Annotated in this window: 18 protein-coding genes; 17 read left to right on the top strand and 1 reads right to left on the bottom strand. The window is 40.5% G+C overall.

From position 1 onward, the window contains the following. Positions 1–11 precede the first annotated feature (11 nt). On the top strand, positions 12–992 hold the full coding sequence (locus VHA02S_RS07540; protein ID WP_017190213.1) for a GlxA family transcriptional regulator: 981 nt from the start codon (positions 12–14) through the stop codon (positions 990–992). 613 nt (positions 993–1,605) lie between these two features. Continuing rightward, positions 1,606–2,514, top strand: coding sequence for a LysR family transcriptional regulator (locus VHA02S_RS07535; RefSeq protein WP_009697503.1), 909 nt, complete (start codon positions 1,606–1,608; stop codon positions 2,512–2,514). Between the two features lie 47 nt (positions 2,515–2,561). On the opposite strand, the gene VHA02S_RS07530 is transcribed toward VHA02S_RS07535, so the two are convergent. Next, the gene (locus tag VHA02S_RS07530) at positions 2,562–3,008 is read right to left on the bottom strand and encodes an A24 family peptidase (protein WP_038897909.1); all 447 of its coding nucleotides are present in this window, start codon (positions 3,006–3,008) and stop codon (positions 2,562–2,564) included. A 192-nt stretch (positions 3,009–3,200) separates the two neighbouring features. On the opposite strand from VHA02S_RS07530, the gene VHA02S_RS07525 reads away from it, so the two are divergent. The 15 genes from VHA02S_RS07525 (at position 3,201) to VHA02S_RS07455 (ending at position 16,513) form a co-directional block, all read left to right on the top strand. After that, a complete protein-coding gene (locus VHA02S_RS07525) occupies positions 3,201–3,455 on the top strand; it encodes a Flp family type IVb pilin (RefSeq protein ID WP_038897910.1) in 255 nt (84 codons plus the stop codon). A 56-nt stretch (positions 3,456–3,511) separates the two neighbouring features. Further along, positions 3,512–4,267, top strand: a complete 756-nt coding sequence (locus tag VHA02S_RS07520) for a CpaB family protein (protein WP_038897911.1) — start codon at positions 3,512–3,514, stop codon at positions 4,265–4,267. A gap of 2 nt (positions 4,268–4,269) precedes the next feature. Then, positions 4,270–5,613, top strand: a complete 1,344-nt coding sequence (locus VHA02S_RS07515) for a type II and III secretion system protein family protein (protein WP_009697506.1) — start codon at positions 4,270–4,272, stop codon at positions 5,611–5,613. Beyond that, a complete protein-coding gene (locus tag VHA02S_RS07510; protein WP_005445974.1) occupies positions 5,613–6,062 on the top strand; it encodes a hypothetical protein in 450 nt (149 codons plus the stop codon). Before VHA02S_RS07515 ends, VHA02S_RS07510 begins: the two co-directional genes overlap by 1 nt. Positions 6,063–6,065: 3 nt before the next feature. Beyond that, positions 6,066–7,265, top strand: a complete 1,200-nt coding sequence (locus VHA02S_RS07505; protein WP_038897913.1) for a CpaE/TadZ family protein — start codon at positions 6,066–6,068, stop codon at positions 7,263–7,265. Beyond that, positions 7,262–8,527 (top strand): TadA family conjugal transfer-associated ATPase, encoded by a 1,266-nt coding sequence (locus tag VHA02S_RS07500; RefSeq protein WP_005445970.1) that lies wholly within the window; start codon positions 7,262–7,264, stop codon positions 8,525–8,527. The genes VHA02S_RS07505 and VHA02S_RS07500 overlap by 4 nt, the downstream gene beginning before the upstream one ends. Continuing rightward, positions 8,524–9,438 (top strand): type II secretion system F family protein, encoded by a 915-nt coding sequence (locus tag VHA02S_RS07495; RefSeq protein ID WP_038897914.1) that lies wholly within the window; start codon positions 8,524–8,526, stop codon positions 9,436–9,438. The genes VHA02S_RS07500 and VHA02S_RS07495 overlap by 4 nt, the downstream gene beginning before the upstream one ends. After that, positions 9,438–10,304, top strand: a complete 867-nt coding sequence (locus VHA02S_RS07490; protein ID WP_017818104.1) for a type II secretion system F family protein — start codon at positions 9,438–9,440, stop codon at positions 10,302–10,304. The genes VHA02S_RS07495 and VHA02S_RS07490 overlap by 1 nt, the downstream gene beginning before the upstream one ends. After that, complete coding sequence (locus tag VHA02S_RS07485; protein WP_038897915.1) at positions 10,304–11,392, top strand: tetratricopeptide repeat protein; 1,089 nt, start codon at positions 10,304–10,306, stop codon at positions 11,390–11,392. The genes VHA02S_RS07490 and VHA02S_RS07485 overlap by 1 nt, the downstream gene beginning before the upstream one ends. Next, positions 11,389–11,931 (top strand): TadE family protein, encoded by a 543-nt coding sequence (locus VHA02S_RS07480; RefSeq protein WP_005445962.1) that lies wholly within the window; start codon positions 11,389–11,391, stop codon positions 11,929–11,931. The genes VHA02S_RS07485 and VHA02S_RS07480 overlap by 4 nt, the downstream gene beginning before the upstream one ends. Beyond that, complete coding sequence (tadF, locus tag VHA02S_RS07475) at positions 11,921–12,499, top strand: tight adherence pilus pseudopilin TadF (RefSeq protein ID WP_017190205.1); 579 nt, start codon at positions 11,921–11,923, stop codon at positions 12,497–12,499. Before VHA02S_RS07480 ends, tadF begins: the two co-directional genes overlap by 11 nt. Before the next feature lies 1 nt (position 12,500). Further along, on the top strand, positions 12,501–13,883 hold the full coding sequence (locus VHA02S_RS07470; protein WP_005445959.1) for a TadE/TadG family type IV pilus assembly protein: 1,383 nt from the start codon (positions 12,501–12,503) through the stop codon (positions 13,881–13,883). Position 13,884: 1 nt separating this feature from the next. Next, entirely contained in the window at positions 13,885–14,448 is a 564-nt protein-coding gene (locus VHA02S_RS07465; RefSeq protein WP_005445957.1) for an OmpA family protein, read from the top strand. Between the two features lie 285 nt (positions 14,449–14,733). Next, complete coding sequence (locus VHA02S_RS07460) at positions 14,734–15,174, top strand: hypothetical protein (RefSeq protein WP_017818106.1); 441 nt, start codon at positions 14,734–14,736, stop codon at positions 15,172–15,174. Positions 15,175–15,421: 247 nt separating this feature from the next. Next, positions 15,422–16,513, top strand: a complete 1,092-nt coding sequence (locus VHA02S_RS07455) for a linear amide C-N hydrolase (protein ID WP_038897924.1) — start codon at positions 15,422–15,424, stop codon at positions 16,511–16,513. Positions 16,514–16,614: the final 101 nt, after the last annotated feature.

Genomic DNA, 16,614 nt, shown 5'->3' with positions numbered 1-16,614 from the left:
ATGAATGCAGATTGAAGGAAAACAATAAGAAAAACCTCCGTGTCGTAGCATTAGCTCCGACAGGGAGGTATTTTGCGTCAATAATAAGCTCATTAGAGATCCTAGAAACAGCGGCTGAGTTTGCTGAGTTCCCGGGTTTCATGACACATATCGTAACGCCAAACAACCGGCCATTGAGCGGTCGAGGAGGGATAAGCGTTCAACCAACTTCTCAATGGCAATCTTTTGATTTTACTAACATACTAATTATTGGCTCCATAGGAGACCCCTTAGAATCGCTTGATAAGATTGATCCTGCACTGGTTGATTGGATCAAAAAATTACATAAAAAAGGCAGCAAAATAGTTGCCATTGATACCGGTATTTTTGTCGTTGCGAAGGCGGGGCTTTTGCAGCAGAACAAAGCGGTAATGCACTCATACTTCGCCCACCTTTTTAGAGAGCTTTTCCCAGAGATCATGTTAGTGACTGAGCAGAAAGCGCTCATCGATGGGAATCTCTACTTATCTTCAGGACCGTACTCTCACTCAAACGTCATGTTGGAGATTGTCGAAGAGTACTTCGGAAAACAGACTAGAAACCTAGGTAACCAATTCTTAAGCACAATAGAAGGAAGTGGAAACTCGCATTCATATTGTGATGTCTTTCGCTACATGCAACACAAGGATGAGCTAATTCTTAAAATCCAAAAATGGATTCTTACTATGGACTTGGACATCGTTACCATCAGCGACCTAGCGAATGAAGCTTGTTTGTCAGAGAGGCAATTAAAGCGCCGTTTTAAAGATGCGACCTCTATTAGTCCACTTAAGTTTATTCAACTAGGTCGTTTGTCTTTCGCTAAAGAGTTGTTGAGATCAACAAAACTGTCCATTGATGAGGTCGCTAGTCGTTCTGGCTATGTGGATACACAATTTTTCAGGCAGATATTCAAGAGAGAAAATGATTGCTCACCACTTGAATATCGCAAGAAAAAGCAAGCAAAAGTCTAATTATAAATTTATCTTATGACCTATAGCCACTCTACATGTAATTTTATTAATAAGATTGTCATTTCTTTAGTCGTTTAATGCTTGCTCGGTCATTCGAACGAAAATGGCAAACGTTTGCTATTTTCGTTCGAATATAAATGAGTTGGTTTTAGATTGATTTTTAATAACGTTAGCTTATACTCACATACATGGATACTTATAATGACTTAATTTCCATTAATAATATTGTCGTTCTTATAATGTATATCGTTTGTTATAAATTAAAACTGTATGCATATTATTAAGTAGTCACTCGAAATATAAAGGGGGGGTTTAGGCCTCATAAAGGGGGTGATTAAGACACAATATTATAAAATTATCTTTTTTTAACTAATTATTTCGCAACGCGAAATAATAAATAAAACAGTCATTTACACCAAAATAAATCTCCTCTGATCAGTTGCAAATTTGAGAAATAAGCAACGTGTTTCTTATACAACTGTTGAATAGTTAGACGTAGAATAAGACGCTGAGTTATAGCGGGAAGCCAATTATTAACTGGCTCAATGTGTAGCTTTATGGATGTATAACAATTATAACTATCGGATAATTATTGGGTCTTGGTGTTAATTAAATGAAAGCTAATAAACGAACCATTGATGTAAAGTACTTACGCACTTTTTCACATGTTGCAAGACATAGAAGTTTTACTGCAGCTGCAGAAAGTCTATATTTAACCCAACCAGCCGTTTCACAACATATTAAAAAACTTGAATGTACTATAGGCGCAGAAGTCTTTGACCGAAAGGATGGTTTTAACTTGACTAAACATGGTCAAATATTACTAGATTATACGGATCAGACGATGTCGTTATATGATCAATTATTTGATGAGTTGGCTCAAGTTGATATGTTTGATCGGTATTCTATTGCGATTTCTGATTCATTCGCCCCTGAGTTAGTCGCAAAAGTAATCAGTTCTTTCAGAGTATATAACGACGTCGAGTTGGCTGTGACAAGTTATAGCGACCTTAATTGTGTCGATAAAGAAAACCACGATTTGGTGTTTGCCATCGGTGATACCACATCTGTGGAAGGGCGTGTATTTCCCCTAAACAGAGAACAATACATTTTAGCTTGTGACTGCGCGGTTGATCCTGAAGAGTGCTATCCCGAGCGAATCGTCTTTTGTAACTCTCTTTCTAGGCGAGATGCCGAGGTGCTTCTTGATTCTTTTGGTGTAGATATTTCTAAGGTAAAACATTGGCTTACGACCTCATCATCACGACTGATGATTAACGAACTACAAGCAGCAAACACGTTTGTCGTTTGTCCAAGTTGGACCTTAGGTGATCACAAATGTAGCCAATATTTATTACCAAAATACATTGAGATGTATGTTTGGTGCAACGATTCGGCAGCCAAGAAAATTGATCAAGAACGTTTAAGAAGTTTGATTACCGAAACTTTCCGACTCACATCTAAAGGAGTGGTAAGTAGAAAACCTCCCACTTCCTTACTGACCAGTTGTGAAGTAATGTAGTAAAACGCCATGCCTATTATAAATAGGCATGGCGTTTGTATTTATAGTCAAGAAAAAAGGGATAGATAAAAGAAAAAAAGTCCACTAATACCGATCGGTATTGTGTAAGGAATGCCATTTTTAAAAGGAGGAGCTTGACGAAAAATGGCCGTCATCCACATCAAAAGAATTTGAATTCCGCCCAATAATCCAATAGCAATCATTGCTAATAACATATATTCACTATGTACACCTAAAAATAGTGCACCGATTAATTTTACATCCCCACCTCCAACTACGTTCATCATCCAAAGCAAAAAGAATGCAATAAAAATACATGTACTCACCAGAACTTGATTAAAAGGAGCTGGAGAATAATACAAGCTAGCTAATGAGGTAACACTGATAAGAAAAATGAATCGATGCTTCACAATCCTATAGCGAATATCACCATAAAAAATACACATCACGCTGGTAAGGCAAGTTAGCCAAAAGATAAATTTTATATAATTCATTTTACTATTTTAATGGAGGGAGATTGGAATTCAATTGCTTCCTAATAATAAATTATTATGTAACGGATTACATGTGTTTATAACAACTATTTATAAGTGAATAAAAAAGCTTAATTGGTGTGATTGTTTCTATTGAGGTAGATTTTCTACGTTCACGAAATGAGTGATTAATTCAAGGAAATAGAGGTAAACATGCTTTTAAACATCAATTCTAAACTTCGTAATATCCGTAACAAATTTAAGTCAGACAAACGTGGTGTAACTGCAGTGGAATACGCAATCATCGCTGTAGCAATGTCTTCAATTATTCTGTTTGTATTTAAAGATGGCTCTTTGAAAACAACGCTAAATGACGCGATGGGCAAAATTTCTACTTCAATGGAAAGTGCTAACTCTGCTGGAGGTTCTGGCAATTCTGGCAATAAAGCTGACGGTAAACAAGGATAAGTTAACCAGTTATAAATTTAGAGAGGGGAAACCCTCTCTTTTAAGGTTTTTATTCTATGAGTAGAGCATTAGTTTTTGTATTTGTTGCCATCACTATGTTTTTGGCTTTTTTCTACGTCAGCGATTTTTTTGATCAGCCTGAGCCAGTGGCAGTGGTCGAAAATGAAGTGTTTGTAGAGGTCGCATTCGTTAATCGAGTTGTAAACAAAGCTGAGCCAGTTAACGCCAATGCAATAGATATTCGTGAGTTTCCCGAGTCGGAAGCAAAACAGCATTCATACGTTCCTTACGCGAGCATCAAGATTGATTCAGGTGCGCTATGGGCGAAAGACGTCAAAGAAGGTATGCAATTAACACCAGACTTGGTTTCTAATCCTGGTGAAAAAGATTACATGTATCTTTCACTTAAAAAAGACCAAGTGCCTTATTACTACTTGTCGCAAGGCAGTAGCATTGTAGAAGCGCTACCAATTCAACCTGGCGATCGCGTCAGTTTTGTTGCCACAACCTCATCTCAATCCAATTTATTAGAAAGTGGCTATTCCGATATCGATAGCTTAACGAGCAACGTCATCATTGACGGGGCTTTGGTTTTGCAATCGATGAACGTTTCTGAAGATGATGATTCGTCAAATGAAGAATATGGCTTGATTATCGCGTTGACCGTTAAACAGGTACTTAAGCTTGAAATGGCACAGAAAATTGGAGCCATAACTCTGGTTCCAGCAAAGATGGTTCATAAATACTTATCTGTAAAAAGTAGCGATTTGATTGAGCATCGATTTGGCGTTCGACAGCTGAGAGGGAATTAAGGGTGTTCAATAAAAATATATTATCAGTCACGCTGGGATTGGTTTTGCTTCTCCCAGCTTCCGCGTCAGCTGGGGATCTATTAAGCCTTGATAAAGGTGCAGCGAAGACGATTAATGTAAAACGCAACATTGATACCGTGTTTGTCGCGGATACTCAAATTGCGGATTACAAGGTCATCGCAAACGGGAAATTAGTGATTTACGGCATTGGCCGTGGTGCCACTTCCATTATCGCTTACGACCGAGCAGGAAACGAAATTTACAACGCAGAAGTGGTCGTAAATAAAAGCTTAAGGCTTTTAAAACAAACGCTTATTGCAAGATATCCCGATGAAGATATTAAGCTGACCAATATTGGTGAGCAGGTTGTTATTGATGGTGTCGTGAGCAGCGAAGAAATCAAAAACAAGGTGTATCGCCACGTAGGTGAAATGCTGAAAAAGAGCAAACAAAGGAACACTTTTGAGCTCACTAATGCAAACGGAGAATCTGGCGATGCTCTCGACTATACAGCGACTTATGTGTTTGAAGACATCATCAACAATCTGAAAGTTCTCACCACAGATCAAATCAACGTAAAGCTGACGGTTGCAGAAGTTTCAAGTTCATTCTTGACCGAGCTAGGGGTTTCATACGCTGAAACAAACGGTAAGTCCATTGGTGGTGCTGGCCAGTTCGTTAATAAGATTTTGGACTTTACTGCTGAGGATATCGTTGCGGTTATTTCAGCGAGTGGTAATGACAGCATTGGACAAGTGCTTGCCGAACCAAATCTATCTGTGATTTCCGGTGAGTCTGCAAGCTTTCTAGTTGGTGGTGAAATCCCTATTACAGTTCGCGATAACGATGGTATCTCTGTTACTTATAAAGAGTACGGGGTAAAGCTGTCTATGGTGGCTAAGGTAACGGATTCTGAAAACATTCGTTTGTCACTGCTACCGGAAGTGAGCTCTATTGATAAGACCAATGGTGTGAATTCTGGACTCATCAGTGTGCCTTCTTTGAGGACTCGCAAAGCCCAAACGACCGTACAATTGAAAGATGGTCAAAGCTTTGTTCTAGCAGGTCTGTTGACATCAGAAGAGCAAGAATCACTAGCCAAAATCCCTTACCTGGGTGATATCCCGATTTTGGGTGCGCTGTTTAGTAAAACCAATACTGAAAGAAGAAAGACTGAGCTGATCATCGTAGCGACAGTTAACCTCGTCGATCCTGTTAAAGAAACCGATATTAAACTGCCGAAGTTTAAACGAACAAGTGATCTTGAGCGTTTGTTGAAACTTGATCTTTCAAACGTTGATGACGAAGAGCTGGAAAATACGATAAAGGCGGGAGGCTTTAACTAATGAAGGCAAACCTATTGTTGGTGGTTTCTGTATTACTCTCGGGTTGCTCGGTATCGGTAACACCAAACAAAACAACCGTAGACACAATTGTAGAAACCTTTGAGTTTCGAGTCACAAACAAAGAAGTGGCGATGGATAAATCGGTTAACTTCGTCAATCAAATCAATCTTCAGTATCCGAAGTCGACATTTGCAATCAATTACGACGCCAAAGAAAGTCAGTTTGTTGATGGCTTTGTGAAAGAAATCAAAGCCAAAGGCGTAAACAAGTTGCGTTATACCCTAAACGCAAACAGCGAAAGCAAAGGCGTAAAAATCGTTGCGAAATACCACAAGATGCAAGAGCAAACTTGTGATGCTGTTTCATTCAACACCCTTAAACATCATCCATTTGGGTGCAGCTTGGAATACAACAGACGCTTGAGTATGACGAATCCTGTGGCGGAGTAAAAAATGGATTTAGATAACCTATTCAAAACGACTTCATCAAGCAAAGATAAGAAGAACAACACCATTGATCTGGTTGTTTCAGATGATTTGGCTTTTCTTCAAGCAATCGACGAGCTCTACGCAATCGAAGGTTTCGCTTCACCTTTAAAAGTCGACGATATTGATGACGAAAGTTGGCATAAAACTAACGCTGAAATAAAGCATGTCATTCTTGACTTAAGAGCATGTGGCGAGTTGATTTCAGAAGTTGCGGAGATCTCTTCAAGATTAGACGTCAGCATTTCTCTTATTGTAGTGAGTAACATGGACTCAATACTGATGCGAGATAAAGTCTTGTCATTGGGAGCCAACTACATTCTTTGGGACCCTGAACTCGATGGTCTATTAGGGGCGCTTAAAGAGTCAAGTGCAGCGACATTCTCACCAACAGTTAAGAAGAAGTCTCGTATTGCCAAGCGAGTCTTAATGCTTGGTAGCAAAGGCGGGGTGGGCGTGTCCACGATCAGTGCTTTTCTTTCACACAGTTTGAGTCAACAAGCGAACTTAAAAACCTTGCTTGTTGAGCATGACACCATCGCACTTAACTCAGACATATTTCTAGGCTTAAAAGGGCTAAAAGCGCAGCAAAACAGCATTGATTTGAACCAGTCTGAACTGGATGCCGCGATTGCCGGAAGCTACGTGAAACCTGTCAAAGATAGGCTCAACTTCCTCACACTAGAAAAGAACGTTGCTTGCTTGAGCGATCATGTAGATTCGCTGTTTCGCATCTCTAACGAACTGGTTGATCAATACAACTTTATCATTGATTCCATGCCGCTTAGTGCGATTGATGAGCTGACAGCAGAAGACATCAGTGACCGATACAACCGTATTTTTATTGTTTGTGAACCTTCCGTGGCGTCACTAAGAGCGTACCACTCGATCAAGAAGAAGTTGGGTAAGTCTGAGCATCGAGTGATTTTCTCGATGACACGATCTCAGAAGGACTACATGATGCCGCTTCAAGGGGCGAAAGAGAAAATCAAAGCAAAAGACGCGATTGATTTTGCTTATGAAGCCAATCTAGAGAAGCTCATTATTCAACAAGGCATTCAAAATACGGCAAAGCTTAAGTTTGCACCTGCCATTGCCAATATTGTGAATTCGTTGACGGGTAAAAAAGTCAAAGTACAGAAAAAGTTCGCGTGGTTTAAGAAATGAATCACTTGAAAGAAGTTTATATCGAGATCCGGGACGAAATCTTTGACGCCTTAGATGCAGCCTCGTTAGTTGACGTTGAACCGTTGGAGCTTGAGAGCCAACTAAAAGACTCCGTTAATATTCTTATTGAGAAGAAGCAACTTCAAATCAGTAGCTTAAAGCGTTTAGAGCTGGTTAAAGCACTGCTTGACGAGTTGAAAGGTCTTGGACCCCTTCAAGCGTTGGTCGATAACGATGAAATCTCGGACATCATGATCAATGGTCCCTCAGACATTTTTATCGAATTGAACGGTAAGGTAGAAAAGTCACCAATTCAGTTCGTCAACGAGAAACAGCTCAACACCATTGCTAAGCGTATTGCCTCAAATGTGGGGCGTCGAATTGATGAATCAAAACCGCTTTGTGATGCTCGTTTGGAAGATGGAAGTCGTGTAAACATTGTTATTCCGCCTCTTGCAATCGATGGGACATCCATTTCGATTCGTAAGTTCAAAGAGCAAAAAATCAAGCTAGAAAACTTGGTTCAGTTTGGCGCGCTATCGGTTGAAATGGCAAAGCTGCTTTCGATTGCCAGCCATTGTAAGTGCAACATCCTTATCTCTGGGGGTACGGGTTCAGGTAAAACAACCTTGTTGAACGCATTGTCCGGTTTCATTGGTAGTGGTGAACGTATCGTTACCATTGAAGATGCGGCCGAACTTCAATTGCAACAACCACACATTGTTCGATTGGAAACTCGTCAAGCAAGTGTTGAAGGGACGGGTGAAATCACTGCGCGAGATTTGGTAATCAACGCCCTGCGTATGCGACCAGATAGAATCATTGTTGGTGAGTGTCGTGGTGGTGAAGCGTTTGAAATGCTTCAAGCAATGAACACTGGTCACGATGGCTCAATGTCTACGCTTCACGCGAACACCCCTCGTGATGCGATTGCTCGTGTGGAGAGTATGGTAATGATGGCGACAGCCAGTCTACCGCTTGAGGCGATTCGTCGAACCATCGTGAGTGCGGTTGATCTGATAGTCCAAGTACGACGACTCCATGATGGTAGTCGTAAGATCTTGTTTATCAGTGAAATTGTTGGTCTCGAAGGTGACAACGTTGTTATGGAAGATATCTTCCGGTTTGAAAACAACGGAATGGGTGATGAAGGCAAAATCTCGGGCGAATTTCGAACGCCAGGTCTTTCTAAGCGCTCTGTAATTTATGAGCGTGCGAAGTTCTTTGGCTTGGATGGGGCGCTGCAGGAGCTGTTCTCATGATGCTGATTGTCATTTTGCTATGGGTTGTAATTGCGTTGTTTCTGTTTATTGGGCATTCGAAAAAACAGAAAGAAATCACATCGATCATTGAGCAATCTAATACGTTCGAGGGCGTTTCTGGTTCTCGAGCGGTTATCGATTCAGAAAGCTTTGATATCAGCTACCGAAAAAAGATTAAGGATAAATTTAAGCAGTTGAAAAAGCTGTTGAGTCCTAATGCAGGAATCAAATTAATTGGCTTTTTTGCGGGCTCTTCATTAGCGGTTTACTTCGTTAACGATTGGTTCTTCATGCTTGAGTATTGGAAAGTGTTGCTTGCATTGGAGCCAATACTATTTGTGATGTTTATTCTCAAACTTAGTGGCATTCAAGCGCAGCGATTCAAGGATAACTTCCCGGATGCGCTGAACATTCTTTCTGGTGCGCTCTCCTCGGGTCAGAGTATTGTCCATGCGTTCGAATATGTGGGCACTCAGCTTGATAATGAAGTAGGCGAAGAGTTCAAGAAGATGTCAGAGCGCCTGCTTATCGGTGAAGACCCAGATGATGTCTTGGCGCGAAGTGCTGCGTCGTTCCCTTATGTTGAGTACTTTTTCTTTGCGGCGACGATTCGAATCAACTTGAGTCGAGGTGGTCAACTAAAAGACGTCATTAACCGTATCAACCGAATCATGTTTGAAGCAAGGGCGATCGAGAAGAAGAAAAATGCACTGACGTCAGAGGCGCGTGCTTCAGCAAAAATCATCGCGGCTCTGCCGGTAATCTTTATCATGATTTTGAAAGTAACCAGCCCTGAAAATTATAACTTCGTGATGTTTGAAGATGGAGGGAAGCCTATTTTCTATTACGTGTTGATCAGTGAAGCTATCGGATTCTTCTTTATCTACATGATATTAAGAGGGGTGAAGTAGTGGTCGATATAAAATTAATCTTTTTAGCATTAGGGTTATTTATTTCACTATCTGTCGCGTATTACTCGTTAAAAGTGTTTGATAAAACCAAAGCGAATATTTCGACAAAGAAGATCATTGACTCAACCCAAGAAAAGACGCCTTTTGCGGATAAGTTGGCAGTACAACTTTCGCGCCTGTCTTTTAATAAAGAAGAAACGAAAAACAACTTAGTTAGAGCAGGGATTCATAGTGATTTTATTGCACAAGCTTATTACCTGCTGAAGATTATACCACTTTTATTTTGCTTAGCATTTATTGGTTATTCTTACATGCAGGGAGACATGGAGTTTTCATCTGCGTTTATTTCATTCTCGCTTTCGATGCTTGTGTGTTTGATTGCGCCAGATATGTACATTTCATCGAAAGGGAATGCGAACGTTCGTCACGTCAGTAGTCGACTGCCTTTCTTGCTCGACTTAATGAACGTGTGTGTGCATACCGGGATGACGCTCGAAGCGAGCTTGGAATATCTGTCGAACGAGCTAAAAACAGTCGATGAAAACCTGGCTTATGTTGTTAAAAAAACGTCAGAACGAGCCAAAATTGTTGGTTTGGATCGAGCGCTTACTGAGTTCTATGATCTGGTTCCAACCACAGAAGCGCAAAGCTTTGTCATGACTCTTACTCAAAGCTTGAAGTACGGCTCATCAGTAGGTGCGGTATTAGCTTCCCTCGCTTCTGATATTCGAGAAATAAACATGCTCGATTTGGAAGAAAAAATAGGAAAGATGGGGGCAAAAATGTCCATACCAATGATCGCTTTTATCATGGTTCCTATTGTTGTTCTAATCGCAGCGCCAGGGATAATGAGGATGCTAGGATAATGAATGTAAAAAACTATATTTCCCTTTTTGTTTTACTGCTTTTAAGTGGTTGTTCAACCATCAATCAGGAATTAGTAACCAAAGAAAAACTACTAACTAATTCTGGACAAACTGAACAACTGGTCGAGTTTTATAAAGCAAATTTGGTTGAAGTTCCAAGCTATAAGATAAAACTGATCAATTTATACCTCGATAATAAAGACCAAAAGTCTGCCGAGTTATACATAAATACTCTTGAGAAGAAAGACCTCGAAGATCCAGAGATTATTTACATCTTAGCTAAGTTGGAATATCTAAAACGTAATTATGACGCAAGTGAACGCTATCTAGATGACTATTTAGAAAACGGCGGTCCGAAGGGTAATTATTATCTTTTAAAAGGCAAGATTTTAGCGCGTAAGAAAGATTACAACGGTGCAATCGCCAACTTTAACGACAGCAAGAAAAACGGCGCATCGGACCGAGAAGCGAATAACAATATTGCCGTCGTGATGATGTTGCAAGGTCGTCCGGAACCTGCGATGGAACTGCTCTACAGCTTGTTTGCGGCTAATCCGAACGATGAAAAAGTCCGCTCAAATCTACTATTAGCTTCGACTCGCTCACACCGACCTGACGTAGCACTGGAAGTGTTAAAGCACGACAGCAGCGAACAGGAAGCGCGAGTCAAACTGAAAAAACTCATGCAGAGCGTTAAACCGCTTCCTAAAAAAGTAACGAAAACAGTTCAACCAAAGCAGGTCGCTAAAGTAAAGGAAAAGAAAAATATGGAAATGGAAACGAAATCAGTCGATTTGAAACCAAAGTACGTAGCACGCTCAGTTCTAGATCCAAAAAACTTACGCCCTAAAGCACCTTCAATTTACCGAATTCAAGTTTTGGCAACCTATAAGGTGATTCCTTCGGATTACTTAAACTATCTGAAAGGCAATTATGGAAGTGTGTATTCCTACACGCACGGCTTATGGAAGCGTTACTGCATTGGTGAGTTCAGTGATATCAATGACGCAAAGAAATTTCTTGAAAATATGGATATCAAAGGTGCCTTTGTTGTTGATTACACGAAGAAAAGGTACGTCGAGCTATGATCAAGTTTCAAAAGGGAAGTTTGACGGTCGAGACCGCAATGGGCTTGCCAGTTTTACTAATGGTTCTGTTTACTTGGTTTGACTTGTCGGTTTTAACGTACTCAATGGGTGTGACGGATCATGCATTAACCACAGCAGTGATGAGCAGTAAAAAGCAAGGCAGCTCTCACAGTACTGAAAAGGTCGACTACCAAGACGTAATTAAAACCAAGCTTGAATCAAGTGGTGGCGCACTATGGTCAAAAGTTGTTGATCACTCAACAGTTTCGGCATCGGTTTATTACTTTAAAAACCTAACTGACTTTATCCATTGTAATCGCAGTGGAAAAGCGTTGAGTGAATGCCCAAACATCAAGAAAGGCGACACTGCTGAAAACTCAGTCAACATGCCAATTGCCATATACCAATTGAGCTTCACCTATCAGCCTCTGTTTAACTTTGTTATGCCAAGCATGAACATTAGTCGCGAGATGGTCGCGGTTCAGGAGTACGAGCGCTGTACGTTCAAGTTAGGAGAGGAGATCAGTTGTGGTAACTAAGTCAAAGCAAACCGGTGCTTTTATTGTTGAGCTTGCATTGGTCTTACTCTTTTTTGGCTCCATTATTGCCATGCATATCAACTACACCATCGCCGTTAATAAAAAAGGGCAATTGGATAGGGTTGTGTATTCGATCGTCAGTGTTATTAGTGAACGCCGACAGTTGTTTGCCAATGAGCTCGATATTTGTGGCGCAGGAGGTAAGCAGTGCGAGACACACATGAACAATTCGTTCGATATGGCGAAAGGCATGTTGAAACGCACACTACCAGATTTTGACGAAAATGAGCTGGGGATGCGAGTCATAGAGCTATCTTTAATTGATAAAGATAAGAAGCTTGTTAGAACCACCGCCTTAAAAGGCATGACGGCGGGGTGTAATTTTCCGGATCTAGAGGAAATTACAGTGGAAAAAGCAACAAAACTATTGCCTTTGACTACGCAGAACCGACGCCTTCCTCTTTATCATGTGTCTCTTTGCTACAAAACGCCGTTTAACATTATCGGTCTTATGAGCGGTGAGCCGATCAAAGTCGTGACCAGTTCCTATTCATTTGCAAGGATTTAATATGAAGCGCTTCACTAAGCAAAAAGGGGTTGCTGGGATCATATTTCTTTCGTTTCTCCCTATATTAATCATCACTTTCTCGTTTTCTGTTGGCTATACGCAACGTTTGCTTGCGCACTCAAAAATAGAGGAGGCGGCTGAAGTTGCGAGTCTTGCCTTGATTGCAAGTCCAGGCAAAGACAATCAAGAAGACAAAGACTATGCGCAGAGAATTGTCGACTTATATATTACCGACAATATTAGCGACATTCAGATCAACGTATCGACCAAGAAGTGTGAGTACAAAGACGGTTGTGTTCAGAAAGCCAATGAGTTATCGCCATTTGCAGACTTCACCGTGGTTGCGACCTCTGAGCATGATTCATGGATTTCACATAATGAAATCGGCGTAGAGCCAAAATTCAAAGTGTCTGGCGACTCGATCACCCGGAAATACTTACCTCAACCGGTGGATATCTACTTCATACTGGATACCAGTCAATCGATGAGTAACCTGTGGTATGGGCAAAACAACAAAACCCAGATGCAGGTGGTGAAGGAAACGATCACCAAAGTTGTCGAAGATTTGAAGGACTTCAAAACCGGTGAGAATAAGAAGAGTCGCGTTGCCTTGTTGACTTACAACGCCTACAACGTGAAATACGATAAAAAAGATCGCAGACTAAAATTCTACGACTATGCAAGTGAGTTTTCTCACACAGAAGCATCTTTCCAAAGCATTGTCGATGATATGTTTGACCAGTCTGTGGATGAACAAAACGTGTACCACTCTAGTTATTACAATCAGGCACGAGATATTCCAATAACAGACAACTATCAGGAATTTATCAATATCTTGAATTCGAATAAGGTAATGCCTGCTAGGGGCGGCGGCACCAATTCTTGGTTAGGTCTGATTGCAGCAGCGAAAGAGGCAGACAAAGTTAAGAAAGAAGAGCGTAACCCAGAACAGGTGTTTATCTTCCTTTCTGATGGTGCAGATACAGACGTACGATTCCCTGACTATCTCCATCGAAACAGTACGTATAGAAACAAATACGACGTGGTCACGAAAAGTTATCGAGACAGTTATGGTTATATTCAGTATCAACAAGTTTACGACAAGTTCTTGAAGTCATTAGTGCGTGAACACAACCTTTGTGAACAGCTCAAGAAAAGAATTTCTAGCAAAGAAAATAAGTTTCAAAGTGAACACGCGAAGTTAGAAGGTGAAAAAACAAAAGTCACTATGGGCGTTATAGGTGTTAACTACAACGTACAAAAGGACGATGGATTCGGTGATTGTGTTGGCGAGAAAAATATTTATCACGCAAAAAATGGTAAAGATGTCTACAAATACATATTAAATCTGATTAACGAAGAGACAGGACGATTAAAAGATTAAAATGAAAAAATTATTATCAATCGCGATTATTTTTACCTCAAATGTCGCACTCGCTAATTGTATTAATCATGATGAAAACTACGTGAGCTCTAAAATTCTTAAAAGTTCCGAAACAAAAGTCACTCAGGTTGTTGGTAAGTTAGCGGTGACGGTAAATGAAGAACGCTCTATTGTACAGGATAAGAGAGTAGTTAAGGTTGAAGGGTTGAATGCGACCGACAGCTGCACCTTTGATAAGAACTCGATGTCGTTGATCCTCAACTATGATACTGATAAATATCGTTTAACAGACACTCACAAACAAGCGATTTCGCAATACTTGGAACTGGTTGACGAAGGTACTCGTGTTCTTGTTGAAGGGCATACTGATGAAGTCGGATCTCAGGCTTATAACAAAGGCTTGTCTGCTCGTCGCGCGAATGCCGCAACAACATACCTGAAACAAGGGTTAGGTCTAGGCAACAGGATTGTTGAAAAAGCATTCGGTGAGTCTGCGCCGATTTGTAAGGTAAATGAAAACAAAGTATCTGGCTGTAACCGTCGAGTTGTATTAACGATAGACTAATGTGTAATCCACTATTTGCTGTTGTCATTATAATTTTTATGTGCTCACTATTAAGTGGGGTTGTTTAGTAAAAGAGCTTGGTACTTACCAAGCTCTTTTATTACTGATATTTATTATGGAATAATAAATGTCTATTTCATTTTTAAATCATTAATCGATAGCATTTAATTTTGTTTCTATACAACGATAATTAAAATGTCTATTTCTCGATGCGTTATCGCTTCTACCTTTTTTCTATTCATTAGCAACCCAGTATATTCAGCGGAGCTCATTATTGGACCAAGCATGAGTTCGCAGTTAGAGAGGGTGATATCAAATCCTTCCATTAAGAAGGACGTATCCGATTCATTGTTAGGAATCGACAAGAATCACAATCACATCCGTGACGACGTGGAAGCTGTGTTGAAAGCACTCAAAATCAGTGAAATTAATCACGATTTTCTTTTGCGTTACGTACAATATTCTTCAAGCATTTTGCAACACGACTTCTCGAGTAACGATGCGAATAATCAGCTCTTGGCATACGAGATCTACAAAGATTACCGTTATGTCAGACATTGCTTTAAGGAAGCCGGGGTGGACGGTAAAGATCTTTATGATGCGATACACGCGGTAAATCGACTGATGTTCAATACCGATGCTCGAATTGTCGCGTACCTGAACTACGAAAAGTACATCGACATAAGTACCATGTATGAGGGCATTAGTTACGATTGTAATAACTAGGGGGTGTTGTGATTTCAATTGGGAGGGACTGGGTTAGAGGAAGATTTCTTATACCTTGGAAATAAATGACAGTGTCACTTTTTACTTATAGTCTTTTGTCTTAGCTAGGTATCCGCTCAAAGCTAATCACTTTGAGCGCTTTAGTTGTTCATCCTCTATATTCTACCGATTTTATATATTTTCGATTGTAAGTTACTTAAAAAGGAATACAATCGCGAAATGTTACCCCTCCTTGGTGGATCTAAAAATGATAAAGAAAACCCTCCTAGCTATGGCACTTTCTGCCAGTATTATTGCGCCTGCAATCGCTTGTACTGGCATCTCTCTTTCAACTACTGCAAATGACCATATTCACGCTCGAACGATTGAATGGGGTGAGAGCGATCTCAATAGTAAACTGATTGTCGCCCCGCGTGACTATATGTTCACATCAACCATGCCAGACCAAAAGCACGGTTTAAGCTGGAAGAGCAAATATGGATTTGTTGGTATTTCAGTGAGTGATGACCGCTTTATTGGCGAAGGTATTAACGAAGAAGGGCTAACAGCTGGTTTGTTCTACTTTAAAGGGTACGGTTCTTTAAAGGCTTACAACCCGAAAGATCGCGCAAATAGTATCGCTGATATGGACTTTGTCCGTTGGATGTTGTCACAATTTAAAACCGTTGAAGAAGTGAAAACCGCAATGAAAAACATCGATATTGTGCCAGTGTATATCGATGAAAAAGGGCAGCCATCACCAACCGGACATTGGCGTGTTACTGATAAAGCAGGCAACAACATCGTAATTGAAATTATGGATGGTGGTCAGGTACATATTTACGACAATGAGGTGGGTGTACTGACTAATTCGCCAACCTTCCCATGGCAAGTAACGAACTTGAACAACTACATCCATCTGCAACCGGGCACCAGTGCGCCGACCAAGTTTGGTGACGTTGAAGCGAAATCTTTTGGTATTGGCTCCGGTTTCTTAGGTTTGCCGGGAGACATTACGCCGCCATCACGTTTTGTTCGTGCTGCGTTCTTTGTTAATACCGCGCCAGAATCAAAAAACTCGCAAGAAGCGGTCTCTCAAGCGTTCCATATTCTAAACAACTTCGATATTCCAATTGGTACTGAGTTTAACGCCGAATATCGTGAGCATATCCCAAACTTGCCAAGTGCCACTCAATGGACATCAGTGATCGACCAAGGAAATGGTGCGCTTTACTACACAACCATGCATGACAGCCGAATTAAAAAGGTTGATTTGAAAAAGATAGACTTTAACCAAAAGCAGGAGCTTAAACGTCAGCTTGATAACGGCTCGTTTACAGTTGAAGAAATCCGTCTTTAATTCATAAACCCAAGAGAGCAGGTGAGAGCCTGTTCTCTTTCAGTCATTTTCCTTTTATTTCCCTTCTCTTTTCGTAAATCTCTCTTTTTCAACGACAAGCT

It is taken from the genome of Vibrio harveyi NBRC 15634 = ATCC 14126 = KCTC 12724 (assembly GCF_001591145.1).
Classification (GTDB): domain Bacteria; phylum Pseudomonadota; class Gammaproteobacteria; order Enterobacterales; family Vibrionaceae; genus Vibrio; species Vibrio harveyi.
Note: the sequence above shows the minus strand (reverse complement) of the source record. Positions and strands in the feature narration are given on the sequence as shown.